17 protein-coding genes and 1 pseudogene are annotated in these 18,391 nt (G+C 65.3%); 6 read left to right on the forward strand and 12 right to left on the reverse strand.

The window, feature by feature from the left end; translation table 11 throughout:
* Window positions 1-8 precede the first annotated feature (8 nt).
* A complete protein-coding gene (gene serB, locus G6N47_RS24485) occupies window positions 9-1,235 on the reverse strand; it encodes a phosphoserine phosphatase SerB (protein WP_163659830.1) in 1,227 nt (408 codons plus the stop codon).
* Between the two features lie 19 nt (window positions 1,236-1,254).
* Window positions 1,255-3,000, reverse strand: coding sequence for an aa3-type cytochrome oxidase subunit I (gene ctaD, locus G6N47_RS24490; RefSeq protein ID WP_083130437.1), 1,746 nt, complete (start codon window positions 2,998-3,000; stop codon window positions 1,255-1,257).
* Between the two features lie 140 nt (window positions 3,001-3,140).
* Here ctaD and G6N47_RS24495 point away from each other — a divergent pair, with 140 nt between their 5' ends.
* Entirely contained in the window at window positions 3,141-4,235 is a 1,095-nt protein-coding gene (locus tag G6N47_RS24495; protein WP_083129607.1) for an iron-siderophore ABC transporter substrate-binding protein, read from the forward strand.
* A 111-nt stretch (window positions 4,236-4,346) separates the two neighbouring features.
* Window positions 4,347-5,390, forward strand: a complete 1,044-nt coding sequence (locus G6N47_RS24500) for an NAD(P)-dependent alcohol dehydrogenase (RefSeq protein ID WP_083129608.1) — start codon at window positions 4,347-4,349, stop codon at window positions 5,388-5,390.
* Here G6N47_RS24500 and G6N47_RS24505 read toward each other — a convergent pair.
* Window positions 5,379-5,723: a DUF3349 domain-containing protein gene (locus G6N47_RS24505; protein ID WP_083129609.1), complete on the reverse strand. Its 345-nt coding sequence runs from the start codon at window positions 5,721-5,723 to the stop codon at window positions 5,379-5,381. The genes G6N47_RS24500 and G6N47_RS24505 overlap by 12 nt on opposite strands.
* Before the next feature lie 125 nt (window positions 5,724-5,848).
* On the opposite strand from G6N47_RS24505, the gene G6N47_RS24510 reads away from it, so the two are divergent.
* A complete protein-coding gene (locus G6N47_RS24510; RefSeq protein ID WP_232080277.1) occupies window positions 5,849-6,130 on the forward strand; it encodes a hypothetical protein in 282 nt (93 codons plus the stop codon).
* A gap of 3 nt (window positions 6,131-6,133) precedes the next feature.
* Here the strand turns inward: G6N47_RS24510 and nrdF are convergent, their stop codons facing one another.
* From nrdF to G6N47_RS24545, 7 genes are all read right to left on the reverse strand, one after another.
* Window positions 6,134-7,108, reverse strand: coding sequence for a class 1b ribonucleoside-diphosphate reductase subunit beta (nrdF, locus tag G6N47_RS24515; RefSeq protein WP_099539517.1), 975 nt, complete (start codon window positions 7,106-7,108; stop codon window positions 6,134-6,136).
* Between the two features lie 111 nt (window positions 7,109-7,219).
* Window positions 7,220-8,737 (reverse strand): flavin-containing monooxygenase, encoded by a 1,518-nt coding sequence (locus G6N47_RS24520; RefSeq protein WP_083129611.1) that lies wholly within the window; start codon window positions 8,735-8,737, stop codon window positions 7,220-7,222.
* A 43-nt stretch (window positions 8,738-8,780) separates the two neighbouring features.
* On the reverse strand, window positions 8,781-9,515 hold the full coding sequence (locus G6N47_RS24525) for a TetR/AcrR family transcriptional regulator (protein ID WP_083130438.1): 735 nt from the start codon (window positions 9,513-9,515) through the stop codon (window positions 8,781-8,783).
* Window positions 9,516-9,633: 118 nt separating this feature from the next.
* Window positions 9,634-11,802, reverse strand: coding sequence for a class 1b ribonucleoside-diphosphate reductase subunit alpha (gene nrdE / locus G6N47_RS24530; protein WP_083129612.1), 2,169 nt, complete (start codon window positions 11,800-11,802; stop codon window positions 9,634-9,636).
* Entirely contained in the window at window positions 11,769-12,218 is a 450-nt protein-coding gene (gene nrdI, locus G6N47_RS24535) for a class Ib ribonucleoside-diphosphate reductase assembly flavoprotein NrdI (RefSeq protein WP_083129613.1), read from the reverse strand. Before nrdI ends, nrdE begins: the two co-directional genes overlap by 34 nt.
* A gap of 9 nt (window positions 12,219-12,227) precedes the next feature.
* Complete coding sequence (locus tag G6N47_RS24540; protein ID WP_083129614.1) at window positions 12,228-12,467, reverse strand: redoxin NrdH; 240 nt, start codon at window positions 12,465-12,467, stop codon at window positions 12,228-12,230.
* A gap of 413 nt (window positions 12,468-12,880) precedes the next feature.
* On the reverse strand, window positions 12,881-13,408 hold the full coding sequence (locus tag G6N47_RS24545) for an NAD(P)H-dependent oxidoreductase (protein WP_083130440.1): 528 nt from the start codon (window positions 13,406-13,408) through the stop codon (window positions 12,881-12,883).
* A 108-nt stretch (window positions 13,409-13,516) separates the two neighbouring features.
* Between G6N47_RS24545 and G6N47_RS24550 the strand changes: the two genes are divergently transcribed.
* Window positions 13,517-14,116, forward strand: coding sequence for a TetR/AcrR family transcriptional regulator (locus tag G6N47_RS24550; protein WP_083130439.1), 600 nt, complete (start codon window positions 13,517-13,519; stop codon window positions 14,114-14,116).
* A complete protein-coding gene (locus G6N47_RS24555) occupies window positions 14,113-15,141 on the forward strand; it encodes a DNA polymerase IV (RefSeq protein WP_083129615.1) in 1,029 nt (342 codons plus the stop codon). The genes G6N47_RS24550 and G6N47_RS24555 overlap by 4 nt, the downstream gene beginning before the upstream one ends.
* A 57-nt stretch (window positions 15,142-15,198) precedes the next feature.
* On the opposite strand, the gene G6N47_RS24560 is transcribed toward G6N47_RS24555, so the two are convergent.
* The gene (locus tag G6N47_RS24560; protein WP_083129616.1) at window positions 15,199-16,056 is read right to left on the reverse strand and encodes an SDR family oxidoreductase; all 858 of its coding nucleotides are present in this window, start codon (window positions 16,054-16,056) and stop codon (window positions 15,199-15,201) included.
* 82 nt (window positions 16,057-16,138) lie between these two features.
* Window positions 16,139-16,798: a TetR/AcrR family transcriptional regulator gene (locus G6N47_RS24565; protein ID WP_232080278.1), complete on the reverse strand. Its 660-nt coding sequence runs from the start codon at window positions 16,796-16,798 to the stop codon at window positions 16,139-16,141.
* Between the two features lie 106 nt (window positions 16,799-16,904).
* Here G6N47_RS24565 and G6N47_RS24570 point away from each other — a divergent pair.
* A pseudogene (locus G6N47_RS24570) lies at window positions 16,905-18,382 on the forward strand (cytochrome P450).
* The last annotated feature ends 9 nt before the right edge of the window (window positions 18,383-18,391 follow it).

Here is an 18,391-nt window from a genome sequence, read left to right on the forward strand (position 1 = left end):
ACACCGCGCTACTCCGGGGGTATTTCGACGCGACGCATCAGGCCGTCGACCGCGTCGGCGGCCTCGATCTCGCCGCGGGTCACCCCGAGGATGAACAGCACGGTGTCCAGGTACGGATAGCTCAGCGACGCGTCGGCCACCTCGCGCAGTGCCGGTTTGGCGTTGAACGCCACGCCCAGGCCGGCCGCGGCCAGCATGTCGATGTCGTTGGCGCCGTCACCGACCGCGACGGTCTGCTCCATCGGCACCCCGGCCTGGGCGGCGAAGTCCCGCAGCGCCTCGGCCTTGCCGGCCCGGTCGATGACGGGGCCGACGACCCGGCCGGTCAGTTTGCCGTCGACGATCTCCAGCTTGTTGGCGGCGACGAAGTCGAGCATCAGCTCCTCGGCCAGCGGCTCGATCACCTGGCGGAACCCGCCGGAGACCACGCCGACGTGAAAACCCAACCGCCGCAACGTCCGCAGCGTGGTGCGCGCGCCCGGCGTCAGCTCCAGCTGGGAGGCGACGTCCTCCACCACCTCGACGGGAAGCCCGGCCAGGGTGGCCACCCGCTGGTGCAGCGATGTGGTGAAGTCCAGCTCGCCGCGCATGGCGGCGTCGGTGATGGCGGCGACGGCGGCCTGCGCGCCGGCCCGGGCGGCCAGCATCTCGATGACCTCGCCCTGGATCAGCGTCGAGTCGACGTCGAACACGATGAGCCGCTTGGCGCGCCGCGACAGGCTGTAGTCCTCGACCGCCACGTCGACCCCGGCGTCGGCGGCCACCCGCGTCATCGCCGCCTGCAGCTGCCCGCCGATGCCCGGCGGCACCGAGACCCGCATCTCCAACCCGGTGACCGGATAGTCGGAGATGCCCCGGATGACGTCGATGTTGACGCCCAGTTTGGCCACCTCCTGGGCCACCGCGCCGAACGCCTCGGCGGTGATCGGACGGCCCAGCACGACGATGGTGTGCGTCGAGGGCTCGCGGATGATCGGCAGGTCGTCGCTGCGCTCGATCGTGACGTCCAGGCCCTTGGCGTGGATCGCCGCCGCGACGTCTTGGCGCAGCGCGTCTCCCTCGGCCACCTCGGGCGTGGTGGACACCAGCACGCCCAGCGTCAGCCGGCCGCGGATCACCACCTGTTCGACGTTAAGCAGCTCGACCTTGTGCGACGAGAGCACTTGGAAGAGCGCCGACGTCACACCAGGCTGGTCGACACCGGTGACGGTGATCAGCACCGACACCTTCGGCACGGTCACCTCGAGACGACGGTCAGCTGCGGACTTCGACGTCGTCGGCTTTGGTGACGTCGCCGCCGGAGGGATGCGGCCCGCGGCCCACGTGTGCTTCGGCGCGCATGCGTTCCACCATGTGCGGGTAGTGCAACTCGAAAGCCGGCCGCTCCGAACGGATTCGGGGCAGCTCGGTGAAGTTGTGCCGCGGCGGCGGGCAGCTGGTCGCCCACTCCAGCGAGTTGCCGTAGCCCCACGGGTCGTCGACGGTGACGACCTCGCCGTAGCGCCAGCTCTTGAAGACGTTCCAGACGAACGGCACCATCGACGCGCCCAGGATGAACGCCCCGATCGTGGAGACGATGTTGTACATCTGGAAGCCGTCGGTGGGCAGGTAGTCGGCGTAGCGGCGCGGCATACCGGCATCCCCCAGCCAGTGCTGGATCAAGAATGTGGTGTGAAACCCGATGAACGTCAACCAGAAATGCAGCTTGCCCAGCCGCTCATCGAGCAGCCGCCCGGTCATCTTCGGGAACCAGAAGTAGACCCCGGCGAAGGTGGAGAACACGATGGTGCCGAACAGCACGTAGTGGAAGTGTGCGACCACGAAGTAGCTGTCGGTGACGTGGAAGTCCAGCGGCGGGCTGGCCAGCAGCACACCGGTCAGACCACCGAGCAGGAAGGTCAGCGCAAAGCCGATCGAGAACAGCATCGGCGTCTCAAACGTCAACTGGCCCTTCCACATTGTGCCGATCCAGTTGAAGAACTTGATCCCGGTGGGCACCGCGATCAGATACGTCATGAACGAAAAGAACGGCAGCAGAACAGCTCCCGTCGCAAACATGTGGTGCGCCCACACCGCGACCGAGAGCACCGCGATCGACATCGTCGCGTACACCAGCGTGGTGTAGCCGAAGATCGGTTTGCGGGAAAACACCGGGAAGATCTCGCTGACGATGCCGAAGAACGGCAGCGCCACGATGTAGACCTCGGGGTGCCCGAAGAACCAGAACAAGTGCTGCCACAACAGAACTCCGCCATTGGCCGAGTCGTAGACGTGTGCGCCGAGATGCCGGTCGGCGGCCAGCCCGAACAGCGCCGCGGTCAGCAGCGGGAAGGCCAGCAGCACCAGAATCGACGTCACCAGGATGTTCCAGGTGAAGATCGGCATCCGGAACATCGTCATGCCGGGCGCGCGCATACAGACCACCGTGGTGATCATGTTGACCGCGCCCAGGATGGTGCCCAGACCGGCGACGATCAGTCCCATGATCCACAGGTCCGGCCCGGCGCCCGGTGAGTGGATGGCGTCGGTCAGCGGCGTGTAGGCGGTCCAGCCGAAGTCCGCCGCCCCGCCCGGAGTGATGAACCCTGCCATCGCGATCAGCGACCCGAACAAGAACAGCCAGTAGGAGAACGCGTTCAGCCGCGGGAACGCCACGTCGGGTGCGCCGATCTGCAGCGGCATCACCAGGTTGGCGAAGCCGAACACGATCGGGGTGGCATAGAACAGCAGCATGATCGTGCCGTGCATGGTGAACAGCTGGTTGAACTGTTCGTTGGACAAGAACTGCAACCCCGGCGAGGCCAGCTCGGTGCGCATCAGCAGCGCCAGCAGGCCGCCGATGAAGAAGAAGACGAAGCAGGTGACGACGTACATGATCCCGATCAGCTTGTGATCGGTGGTGGTCACCAGCTTGTAGATCAGGTTGCCCTTGGGGCCGGTGCGCGCCGGATAGGGCCGACTGGCCTCGAGTTCTCCCAGCGGGGGCGCTTCGGTTGTCAAGAGCTCCTCCAAGACGTGTGGCGGGCAACCGGGAACTTCTGTGAATCCTAACCTTTGAGGGGGGCCGTGCAGGCCCGGGTCCTACAAACCGTCGTAATGAGCTCCGAAGTGCTTCCGGACGCGGTGTTACGGTCGGACGCGTGTTGCCCCGCCGTCTGCGACCCGCCGTTCTGCTGGCCGCGGCGGCCGTGACGTTTACGGCCGTGGCCTGCACGTCCGGTTCTCCCGGCGGGAAGCCGGCGTCACGCTCGGTGATCACCAGCACCACACAGATCGCCGGTGCGGGGGTGCTGGGCAACCAGCGCCGGCCCGACGAGTCGTGCGCACCGCAGCCGGCTCCGCCGGCGCCGGGGCCGCCGATGCGCCAGGCCCGCAACGCGGCGGGCGTGCGACCCGACGTGGTCGACGTGCACGCCGACCCCCAGCGCATCGTGGCCTTGTCCGGCGACGCGCTCGACGCCCTGTGCGCGCTGGGACTGCAGTCCCGGGTCGTGGCCGCCGCACTGCCCGACGGCTCGTCGGGTCAGCCCTCCTATCTGGGCACGATCGTGAACCGGCTGCCGGGCGTGGGCAGCCGCAGCGCGCCGGACCTAGGCGGCATCGCGGCGGCCAAACCGGATCTGATCGTGGGCTCTGCGGGCTTGACGCCGCAGCTGTATCCGCGACTGGCCGAGATCGCCCCGACCGTGTTCACCGCGGCGCCGGGGGCCGCGTGGGAGGACAACCTGCGCGGTGTCGCGGCGGCCACCGGGCGCGCCGGCGCCGCCGACGCCCTGATCGACGACTTCACCGCCAAGGCCCGCGAAACCGGCGCCGCGCACGACGCCGCTCACTACCAGGCGTCGATCGTGCAGTTCACCGAGAACACCGTGCGGGTGTACGGCTCCGACAACTTCCCCGCCACGGTGTTGACCGCCGTCGGTCTCGACCGCCCGCCGTCGCAGCGCTTCACCGACAAGCCGTACATCGAGATGGGTGCGAGCGATGCCGACCTTGCCCGCGGGCCTGATTTCTCGGCGGCCGACGCCGACATCGTGTACGTGTCGTTCGCCTCGCCGGCCGCCAAGGACCGCGCGCCCGCCCTGCTGGACAGCGATCCCTGGCGCAAGCTGTCCGCCTACCGCGACAACCGGGTGTTCATCGTCAACAACGAGGTATGGCAGACCGGGCAGGGCCTGATCGCCGCCCGCGGCATCGTCGACGACCTGCACTGGATCAACGCGCCGATCAACTGACGCGGTGTTGTGACGTTGCCCTCAGCCACTAGGAATACATAGGTTACCTAGGTTATTCTTGGGGCATCCCCCAAAAAATCTGATAACACGCGCACGCTACGAGGTTTTCCGATGAGCACTGTTTCCGCGTATGCCGCCACTTCGGCGACAGCACCGCTGACCAAGACCACAATCACCCGCCGCGACCCGGGCCCGCATGACGTGGCCATCGAGATCAAGTTCGCCGGGATCTGCCACTCCGACATCCACACCGTGAAAGCCGAATGGGGCCAACCGAATTACCCGGTGGTTCCCGGTCACGAGATCGCCGGCGTGGTATCGGCGGTGGGCTCTGCGGTGACCACGTACAAGGTGGGCGACCACGTCGGAGTCGGCTGTTTCGTCGACTCCTGCCGCGAATGCGCCAACTGTCAAGCCGGCCTGCAGCAGTACTGCACCGGCGGCGGCATGATCGGCACCTACAACGCGGTCGGCCGCGACGGCCAGCCGACCTACGGCGGCTACAGCAGCGCGATCGTCGTCGACGAGAACTACGTGCTGCGCATCCCGGATTCGCTTCCGCTGGACGCCGCCGCGCCGCTGCTGTGCGCGGGCATCACGCTCTACTCGCCGCTGCGGCACTGGAACGCCGGCCCCGGCAAGCGGGTCGCGGTAATCGGGCTCGGCGGCCTGGGCCACATGGGCGTCAAGCTCGGCAAGGCGATGGGCGCCGAGATCGCGGTGCTAAGTCAGTCGCTGAAGAAGATGGAGGACGGCCTGCGGCTGGGGGCCAGCGAGTACTACGCCACCTCCGACCCGGACACCTTCAAGAAGCTGCGCGGCAGCTTCGACCTGATCCTCAACACGGTGTCGGCCAACCTGAATCTGGGCAGCTACCTCAACCTGCTCAAGGCGGACGGCACGCTCGTCGAGCTGGGCATGCCCGAACACGACATGGCGGTGCCGCCCTTCCCGTTGGCCAGCATGCGGCGCAGCCTGTCCGGGTCGATGATCGGCGGCATCCCGGAAACCCAGGAGATGCTTGACTTCTGCGCGGAGCACGGCGTCACACCCGAAATCGAGGTCATCGAGGCCGACTACGTCAACGAGGCCTACGAGCGGGTGCTGGCCAGCGACGTGCGCTACCGCTTCGTCATCGACGCCTCAACTTTGTGAGGTGTCGGGCTCGTCCTCGTCACTGACCCCGGCCAGCGGCCACCCGGCCGCGGCCAGCGTGGCCGCCACCCGCCTGATGTTTTCCGGGCCGGCGTCGTAATGGGTCATGTCGGAGATGAACTCGGCGATCTCGTCGTGGTCAATCTCGCCGTCCGCCAACGCCTTTGATCCGCGTTCGGTGATGTTGTGCACCACCTCGGCAACCTGGTCCTCGGTCAGCGGCGTGCTGCGCAGCAGCGCCAGCAGCGGTACTCGGTCGGGTCCGGGAACGCCGTCGGGATAGCCGGCCTGTAGCCAGCGCAGTACCGAACTCAGGAATGAAGTGGTGGCCACGCACTCTAGTGTTGTGCCGGCCGGCTATCGCCGCCACTCGGCGCCGCACAACTCCCAGAACTCATAAGCCGCTCACAGGCATAAGCTCAAGGTCGGGAATGAGTCGCGCTGGGGAGGCAACGACGATGAGGTTCGTTCTGGCTGGTGCGGCGGTTTTGGCTGCGATGGTCGCGACGCCGGGAGTCAGCTCAGCGCAATGCGACCCCAACATGTCGCACATCGTGGCAACCAACGAGTGCAAACCGCCACCGCCGCCGCCATCGTGGTACACACCGCCACCGCAGTATGCGCCGATGTATGCCCCGCCCGACGTGCCGCCGCCCCCGCAAACGCCGCCGCCGTCGCCATGGCCGGTCCACCCGGTATGGGATGGGGGTCGACAGCAGTGGGTCTGGATAGGAATCTGAGTGTTAGAAGTCCCAGTCCTCGTCCTCGGTGACGACGGCCTTGCCGATCACGTAGCTCGACCCCGAGCCGGAGAAGAAGTCGTGGTTCTCGTCGGCGTTGGGTGACAGGGCCGACAGGATCGCGGGGTTGACGTCGGTCTCGTCGCGCGGGAACAACGCCTCGTAGCCGAGGTTCATCAGCGCCTTGTTGGCGTTGTAGCGCAAGAACTTCTTGACGTCCTCGGTCAGCCCGACCTCGTCGTACAGGTCCTGGGTGTACTCCACCTCGTTGTCGTAGAGCTCGAAAAGCAGCTCGTAGGTGTAGTCCTTCAATTCGGCTTGCTTGGCAGCGTCTTCCAGAGCCAGGCCGCGCTGGAACTTGTAGCCGATGTAGTAGCCGTGCACGGCCTCGTCGCGGATGATCAGCCGGATCATGTCGGCGGTGTTGGTCAGCTTGGCCCGGCTGCTCCAGTACATCGGCAGGTAGAACCCGGAGTAGAACAGGAAGCTTTCCAGCAGCGTGGAGGCCACCTTGCGCTTGAGCGGCTCGTCGCCGCGGTAGTACTGCATGACGATCTCGGCCTTGCGCTGCAGGTTGGGGTTTTCCTCCGACCAGCGGAAGGCGTCGTCGATCTCGGCGGTCGAGCACAGCGTGGAGAAGATGTTGCTGTAGCTGCGCGCGTGCACCGATTCCATGAACGCGATGTTGGTGTAGACCGCTTCCTCGTGCGGGGTCAGCGCGTCGGGGATCAGGCTGACCGCGCCGACCGTGCCCTGGATGGTGTCCAGCAGCGTCAGGCCGGTGAACACCCGCATGGTCAGCTGCTTTTCGTGATCGGTCAGCGTGCCCCAGGACGGGATGTCGTTGGACACCGGCACCTTCTCAGGCAGCCAGAAGTTGCCGGTGAGCCGATCCCAGACCTCGGCGTCCTTCTCGTCTTGCAGACGGTTCCAGTTGATCGCCGAAACCCGGTCGATCAGCTTCAGTTTTTCGGTCACCAGAACCCCACTTCACCAGGACGTATGCTCGGCTGTGCTCCAGAACTCAAACACTACCCCTGGGGTCCGACAACGCACCGCAACACAACACCTAGTGTCTGGGCGTGTCTTCTACGCCGGCGAGCCCACCCCGAAGAACTGGTACTCGTCGGACCGCAGCGAGCGGGTGCCCATCCAGTACTGCCAGGTGTAGCCGCCCCACAGCACCCGGTTATTGCCGTGCTCGTCGAGGTACCAGCTGCTGCATCCGCCGGAGTTCCACACCGAGCGGCCGAGTTTGCGCTGCAGCTCCTCGTTGAAGCGGTCCTGGGCGGCGCGGGTCGGGGCCAGCGCCTGCGCGCCGAGCCGATCGCACGCCGCGATCGCATCCGCGACGTAGCGGATCTGCGATTCGATCATGAACACCACCGAGTTGTGTCCCAGCCCGGTGTTGGGTCCCAATAGGAAGAACAGGTTGGGCACGTCGGCGACGGTGATTCCGCGGTGTGCGCCAAGGCCTTCGCGGTTCCAGCGGTCGACCAGGTCCTCGCCGTGCATCCCCTTGATCTGGACGTAGGTGTAGGAGTCGGTGACGTGGAAGCCGGTGGCAAACACGATCACGTCGGCGCTGCGCTCTGTGCCGTCCGCGGTGACGATACCGTCGGGCGTGATCCGGCTGATGTGGTCGGTGACCAGTTCGGTCTTCGGGTCGGCGACGGCGCGATAGTAGGTGGAAGAGTTGAGGATTCGCTTGCAGCCGATCCGGTAGTTCGGGGTCAGTTTGCGGCGCAGTTCGCGGTCCTTGACCGCACGGCGAATGTTCCACTTGCCCAGCGCCTCGCCGACCTTGAGGAGGTAGGGCCGCTTGGTCATCCCAACGGCCACTGCCTCGTGGCCCCAATAGAGCGCGGTGCGCAGCGCCAACCGTAAACCTGGGATGCTCGCCAGGGCGCGACGCAACCCGGCAGGCAGTTCTTCGTTCGTACGAGGGATCACCCACGGCGGAGTGCGTTGGTAGAGCTGCAATTCGGCGACCTTGTCGACAATCTCGGGCACGATCTGGATAGCGCTGGCTCCCGTGCCGATTATCGCCACTCGCTTGCCGGTCAGGTCGACGTCGTGGTCCCACTGCGCGGAATGGAATGCGGCGCCGCGAAACTCGTCGCGGCCCTCGATGTCGGGGACCGACGGGATGTGCAGCGCGCCAGCGCCGGAGATCAGGAACTGGGCGACATACTCCCGCCCGTCGGCGGTGAACACATGCCAGCGGTGTTCCTCGTCGTCCCAATGTCCGCGCTCGACAAGCGAATTGAACTCGATGTAGCGGCGCAGCCCGTATTTGTCGGTGACGCCCTTGAGGTACTCCCAGATCTCGGGCTGGTAGGAGAACAGGTGTTTCCAGTCCGGCTTGGGCTCGAAGGAAAACGAGTACAGGTGCGACGGGATGTCGCATGCGCAGCCGGGGTAGCTGTTGTCGCGCCAGGTGCCACCGATGTCGTCGGCCTTCTCCAGGATCACGAAGTCCACACCCTGGCGCTGCAGGGCGATGGCCATGCCCAGACCGGAGAATCCCGTCCCGATGATGACTGCGCGGGTGTGCACCGGCGGTTTGTGTGCTGCCTCCTGCGGCGCCGACTCAGTAATGGTCACGCGGCGATCCTACCTGGGAACGCTGGTACCGGGTACTTCGGTGCTAGCTGGCTTCGCGCGGCGCCGCGCTGTGGATCGGCAAGTCGGGGTCCATCTCGATGCCGAGCAGCTCCGCGGTGCCGCCGATGACGCCCATCATGATGGTCGTCAGGTGTTCGACGAACTTGTCGTGCGGCATGCGGCGCGGGCTGTCCGGTTCGGGGCCGAGCCACCAGTCGGTGGCCGACTGAGCCGACCCGAACGCGGCGAACGCCGCCAGTTCGATCGCGGCGCGGTCGAGCTCCATTTCCCGCAGTTCGTTGTTGAACATCTCGGCCATCGCCAGGGTGATCTCGCGGCCCTCGTTGAGGGCCCGCATCGTGGACTCGGAGCGCTCCGGGAAGCGGCCCTGGATGAAGAACCGCAGCACGTTGGGATGTTGCTCGACGAGGTTGACGTACTCCTCGACACTGCGCCGGATGATGTCGCGGGCCGAGTTGGTGGCGAAGTCGACCGACGGGAAGACCGCTGCCCACAGCATGTCGCGCAGGCGTTCGCCGATCGCCTGGAAGAGATCGGATTTGTCGTGGAAATGCCGGTAGATCTTGGGTTTGGCGGTGCCGGCCTCTTCGGCGATCTCCCGCACGCTCAACTCTGGTCCTAGCCGGTCGATGGCGCGGAAGGCCGCCTCGACAATCTCGCCGCGGACCTTCTTGCGGTGTTCGCGCCAGCGTTCGCTGCGCGCGTCGACCTTGCCCCCGGGCCTGGGGCCCGGGTGGGGTCGAGGGATTCTCACCACGTCAAGCACTTTACCGCGTTGCGGTCGCTGACCTGGGAAGACCTACCTTTCGAGCGTGAATGCCACGACGCGACACGCGAAGAAGCCGTCGCCAGATTCACAGTCGGCAGAGAGCCTCCTACAGCATGCAGGACACGCAGCCTTCGACCTCGGTGCCTTCCAGCGCCATCTGCCGCAGCCGGATGTAGTACAGCGTCTTGATGCCTTTGCGCCAGGCGTAGATCTGCGCCTTGTTCACATCGCGGGTGGTGGCGGTGTCTTTGAAGAACAGCGTCAGGCTCAGCCCCTGGTCCACGTGCTGGGTGGCCGCGGCGTAGGTGTCGATGATCTTCTCGTAGCCGATTTCGTAGGCGTCCTGGTAGTACTCCAGGTTGTCGTTGGTCATGTACGGCGCCGGGTAGTAGACCCGGCCGATCTTGCCTTCCTTGCGAATCTCGATCTTCGACACGATCGGGTGGATCGAACTGGTCGAGTGGTTGATGTAGGAGATCGACCCGGTCGGCGGCACCGCCTGCAGGTTCTGGTTGTAGATGCCGTGCGCCTGCACCGACTCCTTCAGCCGCTTCCAGTCGTTCTGGTCAGGGATGCGAATGCCGGCGTCGGCGAAGAGCTGACGCACCTTGGGCGTCTTGGGCTCCCAGACCTGCTCGATGTACTTGTCGAAGAACTCCCCCGACGCATACTTGGACCGTTCAAAACCCTTGAAGTGCGTACCTCGTTCGATCGCAATGCGATTCGACGCCCGCAGCGCGTGATACAGCACGCAGTAGAAGTAGATGTTGGTGAAGTCGATGCCTTCTTCGGAGCCGTAGAAGATTCGCTCGCGAGCCAGATAACCGTGCAAGTTCATCTGGCCCAAGCCGATTGCGTGCGAGTCGTTGTTGCCCTGCTCGATCGAGGGCACCGAGTAGATGTGGGTTTGATCTGACACCGCTGTCAGCGCCCGGATCGCCACCTCGATGGTCTGCGCAAAATCGGGCGAGTCCATGGCCTTGGCGATATTCAACGACCCAAGGTTGCACGAAATGTCTTTGCCCACTTTGGCATACGAGAGATCCTCGTTGAACAACGACGGGGTGGACACCTGCAGGATCTCCGAGCACAGGTTGGAGTGGGTGATCTTGCCGTCGATCGGGTTGGCCCGGTTCACCGTGTCCTCGAACATGATGTACGGGTAGCCCGACTCGAACTGAAGCTCGGCCAACGTCTGAAAGAACTCCCGCGCTTTGATCTTGGTCTTGCGGATGCGCGCGTCGTCGACCATCTCGTAGTACTTCTCGGTGACCGAGATGTCGGCGAACGGCACGCCGTAGATGCGTTCGACGTCATATGGCGAGAACAGGTACATGTCCTCGTTCTTCTTGGCCAGCTCGAAGGTGATGTCGGGGATCACCACGCCCAGGCTCAGCGTCTTGATCCGGATCTTCTCGTCGGCGTTCTCCCGCTTGGTGTCTAGGAAGCGGTAGATGTCGGGGTGATGGGCGTGCAGATACACGGCGCCGGCACCCTGGCGCGCACCGAGCTGGTTGGCGTAGGAGAACGAGTCCTCCAGCAGCTTCATGATCGGGATGACGCCCGAGCTCTGGTTCTCGATGTTCTTGATCGGCGCGCCGTGCTCGCGAATGTTGCTCAGCAGCAGCGCAACTCCCCCACCGCGCTTGGAGAGCTGCAGAGCTGAATTAATCGCTCTCCCAATGGATTCCATGTTGTCCTCGACGCGAAGGAGGAAGCAGCTGACTGGCTCGCCGCGTTGCTTTTTGCCCGAGTTGAGGAACGTCGGGGTCGCCGGCTGGAACCGGCCGTCGATGATCTCGTCGACCAGTTTCTCGGCCAGCCCGGTGTCCCCGGCCGCCAAAGTCAACGCCACCATGACGACGCGGTCCTCGAAGCGCTCCAGATACCGCTTGCCGTCGAAGGTCTTCAGCGTGTAGGAGGTGTAGTACTTGAACGCGCCGAGGAACGTCGGGAAACGAAACTTCTTCGCGTAGGCCCGATCCAGCAGGCTCTTGACGAAGTTGCGCGAATACTGGTCGAGAACCTCACGCTCGTAATAGTTCTCGCGGATCAGGTAGTCGAGCTTCTCGTCCTGGTTGTGGAAGAAGACGGTGTTCTGGTTGACGTGCTGCAGAAAGTACTGGTGCGCGGCTTCCCGGTCCTTGTCGAACTGAATCTTGCCGTCGGCGTCGTACAGATTCAGCATCGCGTTCAGGGCGTGATAATCCGTCTCGCCCGGCAACGCGTGCCCGGCGGGCGTTACACGCTCTGCAGTTGCGGCGGTTGGTGGCACGGTTCGTCCTTCCAAAACTCAGCTAGACCCGCTCGGACGGCTTCCACGTCGTCCGGGGTCCCCATCAGTTCGAAGCGGTAGAGATAGGGAACGCGACACTTGCGCGACACCATGTCGCCCGCGTAGGCGAATTCGGCACCGAAGTTGTTGTTGCCGGCCGCGATCACCCCGCGCAGCAGCGCTCGGTTGCGTTCGTTGTTCAAAAAGGCAATGACCTGCTTGGGGACATAGCCGCCGTCGTTGATGTTCGGGGTGGCCCGGCCACCGCCGTAGGTCGGCAACACCAGGACATACGGCCGGTCCACCTCGATGCGGCCGTGCAGCGGTATCCGCGTGGCGGGAATGCCCAGCTTCTGCACGAAGCGATGGGTGTTCTCCGACACCGACGAGAAATACACCAGGCTGCACGACGGCACGGCAATCTCCTAAGCGGTCAGCGCGGCACCGGCGAGCGCCTTGATCCGGTCCGGCCTAAAGCCCGACCAGTGCTCGTTGCCGGCCACTACGACGGGAGCCTGCAGATAGCCCAGCGCCATCACGTAGTCGCGCGCCTCGCTGTCAACCGAGATGTCGACCTTCTCGTAAGGGATGCCCTCTTTGTCCAGCGCCTTGTAGGTGGCGTTGCACTGCACACATGCGGGCTTGGTGTAGACGGTGATGCTCATCGGCTCCTACAGCTCCTCTGCTGGGAAGGTGACGGGACTGGCAACTACTCGGTACTGCATGTGCGCTGTTGGTTCAGCAGACCGTCACGTCCCGGAATTCCCGTATTCGCCGACCGCGTCGGCGGGCGTCTCGATCCTGCCCTCGCGGCTCGGCTGACCGGGTGAACCCGGGGCCTGTCGGTGTGCCCAAACACTACACCTAGTGGCCGACAATAAGAAGGGATACAACATCTTCTGAACAACATTCATGAAATTCCCTGGTCGTAAGCCTCTGCACCCACCCTTTGTCGGCGTGTCGTAGATCACAATTTGGCCTCCCCGGCCATGTCCCGGCGCATACCACGAGATCTACCACCGGCCACCGACAAGAACGCCCGGCGGTTCACCGCCGGGCGTCCCACAGCAAACGAAATTCAGCTCACTTCGGCGGCCAGCTTGCCCACCACGTCGCGCACGTTGGCCCTCAATTCCGCGTGCTCGCCGGGGTGCTTGCCATCCAGCGACTTCAGCGGCACCGAGAGCTTGATCGCCTCGACCACGCGAGGACCGGCGATGCCGAACGACTTGCGGGTCTCGTCGTGCGCCCATACCCCGCCGTAGCGGCCCAGCGACCCGCCGATGACGGCCAGCGGCTTGCCTTTCAGCGCGCTGTTGCCGAAGGGCCGCGAGAGCCAGTCGATGGCGTTCTTGATCACGGCCGGAATGGTGCCGTTGTATTCCGGGGTGACCACCAGGGCGGCGTCGGCCTGGGCCGCCGCGGCACGCAGTGCGGTAGCCCCCGCCGGCACATCGGCCTCGTTGTCGATGTCCTCGTTGTAGAACGGCAGGTCGCCCAGCCCGTCGAAGACGCTCACCGTGACGCCGTCGGGGGCGACGTCCGCAGCCAGTTCGGCGATCTGTCGGTTGACCGACGCAGCACGCAGGCTGCCCACCAACGCCATGATCTTGATGTCAGACACTTCGCGATTCCCTTCGGTTGTTGGTCTACATCCTTGCACGACCAAACCGGACCGTAGTCCGGTTTATTCCGTCCGCGTTACAGTGCAGTGGTGAGCGTCGCCGATCGCTCGGGTGAGCTGCCCGTTTCCGCCCCGCATGAACGTGGCGACGCGGCCCGCAACCGCGAACTGCTGCTGCAGGCGGCCCGGCAGCTGATCGCGGAGCGGGGCGCCGACGCCGTCACGATGGACGACATCGCCGCCGCCGCGGGAGTGGGCAAGGGCACCGTTTTCCGGCGGTTCGGCAGCCGGGCCGGGCTGATGATGGTGCTGCTCGACGAGGACGAGCGCGCAATCCAGCAGGCCTTCCTGTTCGGCCCGCCGCCGCTGGGCCCGGACGCCCCGCCGCTGGATCGGCTGCTGGCGTTCGGCCGCGAGCGGCTGTGCTTCGTCCACACCCACCACGCGTTGCTCTCGGCGGCCAACCGCGATCCGCAGACGCGCCACAACGCGGCGGCCGCGGTCCTGCACACCCATGTGCGGCTGCTGCTGGAAACCGCCGGAACGACCGGAGACCTGGACGCTCAAACCGACGCCCTGCTCGCCCTGCTCGATGCCGACTATGTCGAGCACCAACTGAACCGCGGCCACACCTTGGACACCTTGGGCGACGCGTGGGAAAGCTTGGCGCGCAAGCTTTGCGGCGTATGACCTGGATCCTGCACGTCGACCTCGACCAGTTCCTCGCGTCGGTGGAACTGCGCCGCCACCCTGAATTGGCCGGGCTGCCGGTCATCGTCGGCGGCAGCGGCGACCCCACCGAACCGCGCAAGGTCGTCACCTGCGCCTCGTATGAGGCCCGCCAGTTCGGGGTGCACGCCGGCATGCCGCTCCGCACCGCCGCCCGCCACTGCCCCGACGCCACCTTCCTGCCGTCGGATCCCGCCGCCTACGACGCCGCCTCCGAGCAGGTGATGGGGCTGCTGCGCGATCTCGGCCACCCCGTGGAGGTGTGGGGCTGGGACGAGGCATTCATCGGCGCCGATGTCGACGATCCGGTGGCGCTCGCCGAGCAGATCCGCGCCGTCGTCGCAGCGGAAACCGGGCTGTCGTGCTCGGTGGGGATCAGCGACAACAAGCAACGCGCCAAGGTGGCCACCGGCTTCGCCAAACCAGCCGGCGTCTACCAGCTCACCGACGCCAACTGGATGTCGGTGATGGGTGACCGGCCGGTCGACGCGCTGTGGGGAGTCGGGCCGAAGGCCACGAAAAAGCTTGCCGCCCTTGACATTATCACGGTCTGCCAGCTCGCCCAGTCCGATGCCGAGCTGCTCACCGCCACATTCGGCCCGCGAACCGGACTGTGGCTGTTGCTGCTGGCCAACGGCGGCGGCGACGACGTCGTCAGCGCCGAGCCGTGGGTGCCGCGATCGCGCAGCCACGTGGTCACCTTCCCGCGCGACCTCACCGACCGAGGTGAAATGGCAGCGGCGGTAACCGAATTGGCGCGACGGACGTTGAGCGAGGTGGTCGCCGAGTCGCGAATCGTCACCCGGGTCGCCGTCACCGTGCGCACCGCGACGTTCTACACGCGCACCAAGATCCGCAAGCTGGAGGAGCCGACGGTGGACGCCGACGTCGTCGTCGCCGCCGCACTGCATGTGTTGAACCTGTTCGAGCTCGACCGCCCGGTGCGGCTACTCGGTGTGCGACTGGAACTGCAGATGCCGCAATAGCTTGTCGTGCGGCGACCCGCAGCGCCCGGCTTCGCCGAGCTTGCGATCGCCGCAAACCTAGCGCGGCAACGCGTCTGGCCGCAGCGCCCGTGTGAAGAACACGTTGACCTGACGCATCGCCACGCTATAGGGCCACCACGCCAGCCGCTTGAACGCATACAGCGCACGGATGTCCGCCGAGGTGTAGATCAGGTAGCGGTTCTTGGCGACGCCGGCCAGAATTTTCTCGGCCGCCTTCTCCGGTGTGACGGCATGGCCGCTGAAGCGGTTGATCCACCGCTGCACCCTGGGGTCCTCGCGGTCGACGCCGGCGATCTCGACCGTGTTGACCAACGGGGTGTTGACCGCGCCGGGCACCACCACCGACACCCCGATGCGGTGCCGTGCCAGGTCGAAACGAAGCACCTCCGAGACCCCGCGCAGGCCGTATTTGCTTGCGCTGTAAGCGGCATGCCACGGCAGCGCGACCAGGCCGGCCGCCGAGGACACGTTGACCAGGTGACCGCCACGGCCGGCCGCGACCATCGGCGGGACGAACGCCTCGATGACGTGGATCGGGCCCATCAGGTTGATCGCGACCATCTTGCTCCACTGTTCGTGGCTGAGCTGGTCGACGGTCCCCCACGCCGACACCCCGGCTATGTTCATCACCACGTCCATGCTCGAGTGACGGCTATGGATGTCGGCAGCGAGCGAGGCGACCTGCTCGTAGTCGGCGATGTCCAGGGCCCGGTGCTCGGGAACTTTCGCGCCCAGCGCGAGCGCGTCGGCCACGGTTTCGGCCAGCCCGTCGGCGTTGCGGTCGGTCAGATACAGCTCGGCGCCCTGGGCGGCGAGCCGCAAGGCAGTCGCGCGGCCGATGCCGCTGGCCGCACCCGTGAGAAAACACTTCTTACCCGCATACGTCTGCGCCATGGCGGAGACGATACCGCCGACCGAAATGACTGCCCCGCTCCTCTTCGGGCCGTGCCGGCCCGCATCGTCGCCGTGGCGGCCGCTAGGCGTCCGACGACCCGCCCCACAACGCATGCAGCCATAACTGCTCGAGCACGCGGATCCCGCGCTGCACGTCACCGTCGGGCCCGAGATAAGCGCTGTCGCCCGAGAGCATCTGTGCCGTGGTCACCGAGAGTGTGCGGACCAGCGCCGGGATGTCGTCGCTGATCGGATGTGCGGTACCGGCTTTCATCTCGTCCTCGACGACGCCGATGATCTGCTCGATCACGCCGTTGACCTGTTGATCGAGAATCTCGCGGATCTCGGCATCGGTGTTGCGGGCGACGTTGCACGCCGACATCACCGGATCGTTGTGCGCGTAGACCGCGGCGGCGCTGCCGACCATCCGCTTGGCGAACGCGGCCGGCGACTCGTCGGGGCCGCGCGGGGCGAAGTAGTGGGTGAGCTCTTCGAGCTCATGGGTCGCCTCGGCCAGAATCTGAGCCAGCACAGAGTATTTCGAGTCGAAGTAGAAGTAGAAGCCTGATCGGGCCACCCCGGCGCGGTCGCTGATGGTGCTGACCGACAATTCGGCGAACGGCTTCTCTTCCAGCAGCTCGCGTACGGCTTGCAAGATCGCCTGGCGCTGACGGTCCCCGCGCCTTGTCGGGCTAGCCGGAGCCGCATCGGCGCTTCGCCGGGCGTCCTGCTGAGTGCTCACAGTTCGACCTTGCACCACACAAGCACAAAACGAAACTTGACAGCCGTCAAGTGTGTCCTGAGGATGGGTTTTAGTGACGGCGGCCACAAATCGGTGAGGAGCGTCGATGGCGACCATCAGCACCCCGCACTACCTGCTCGACCAAGCGAAACGCCGGCTGACGCCATCGTTCAACAACTTTCCCGGCATGGCAGCCGTCGAGCGCAAGCTCCGCAACACCGAGTTCCCGCCGAAAAAGCTCGCGGATCCCCCGCCGGGCAGCGGACTCAAGCCGGTGATGGGCGATGCCGGATTGCCGATCCTCGGTCACATCATCGAGATGCTGCGAGGCGGACCGGACTATCTGATGTTCCTGTACCACACCAGAGGTCCGCTGATATTCGGGGATTCGCCGGTGCTGCCGGGGGTCGCGGCATTAGGCCCAGATGCAGTTCAGGTCATTTATTCCAACCGCAACAAGGACTACTCCCAGCAGGGCTGGGTTCCGGTGATCGGGCCGTTCTTTCACCGCGGCCTGATGCTGCTCGACTTCGAGGAGCACATGTTCCACCGGCGCATCCTTCAGGAAGCCTTCGTGCGGACACGGCTGGTCGGCTACGTCGAGCAGATGGATCAGGTTGTGTCCAAGTGATTTCGAATGACTGGGTGGCCAACGACGCGCGTTTCCTGCTCTACCCGGCCATGAAGGAGCTCACGCTCGACATCGCCTCGATGGTGTTCATGGGCCACGAACCGGGGACCGACCGCGAGCTGGTCACCAACGTCAACAAGGCCTTCACGATCACCACCCGCGCCGGCAACGCGATCATCCGCACTCCCGTGCCGCCATTCACCTGGTGGCGCGGCCTCAAAGCGCGGCAGCTGCTCGAAAACTACTTCGCCGCCCGGGTCAAGGAACGTCGCGGTAAGGACGGCAACGATTTGCTGACGGTGTTGTGCCAGACCGAGGACGAGGACGGCAACAGCTTCTCCGACACCGACATCGTCAACCACATGATCTTTTTGATGATGGCTGCCCACGACACCTCGACGTCGACCGCGACGACGATGGCCTACCACCTGGCCGCCCACCCCCAATGGCAGCAGCGCTGCCGCGACGAGTCGGACCGGCTCGGCGACGGCCCGCTCGACATCGAGGCACTCGAGAAGCTGGAGTCGCTCGACCTCGTGATGAACGAGTCGATTCGGTTGGTGACGCCCGTGCAGTGGGCCATGCGCCAAACCGTGCGCGACACCGACCTGCTGGGCTACTACCTACCCAAGGGCACCAACGTCATCGCCTACCCCGGCATGAACCATCGGCTGCCGGAGCTCTGGACGGATCCGATGAAGTTCGACCCCGAGCGATTCACTGAACCACGCTGTGAGCACAAGCGGCACCGCTATGCGTTCACCCCGTTCGGCGGCGGCGCGCACAAGTGCATCGGCATGGTGTTCGGGCAGTTGGAGATCAAGACGATCCTGCACCGGCTGCTGCGCCGTTACCGGCTGGAGCTGCCGCGGCCCGGATACCAGGCGCGCTGGGATTACGCCGGCATGCCGGTTCCGGTGGACGGCATGCCGATCATGCTGCGCCCGCTCTGACAAACTTGA

Source organism: Mycobacterium branderi (assembly GCF_010728725.1).
Taxonomy (GTDB): domain Bacteria; phylum Actinomycetota; class Actinomycetes; order Mycobacteriales; family Mycobacteriaceae; genus Mycobacterium; species Mycobacterium branderi.

Bases quoted from the DNA above. Each gene is read 5' to 3' on its own strand.
- G6N47_RS24545 (WP_083130440.1), bottom strand. From the start codon at position 13,408: ATGGCGTTGGTGGGCAGCCTGCGTGCTGCGTCGGTCAACCGACAGATC.
- G6N47_RS24540 (WP_083129614.1), bottom strand. From the start codon at position 12,467: ATGAGCATCACCGTCTACACCAAGCCCGCATGTGTGCAGTGCAACGCC.
- G6N47_RS24500 (WP_083129608.1), top strand. From the start codon at position 4,347: ATGAGCACTGTTTCCGCGTATGCCGCCACTTCGGCGACAGCACCGCTG.
- G6N47_RS24560 (WP_083129616.1), bottom strand. From the start codon at position 16,056: ATGGCGCAGACGTATGCGGGTAAGAAGTGTTTTCTCACGGGTGCGGCC.
- G6N47_RS24555 (WP_083129615.1), top strand. From the start codon at position 14,113: ATGACCTGGATCCTGCACGTCGACCTCGACCAGTTCCTCGCGTCGGTG.
- G6N47_RS24510 (WP_232080277.1), top strand. From the start codon at position 5,849: ATGAGGTTCGTTCTGGCTGGTGCGGCGGTTTTGGCTGCGATGGTCGCG.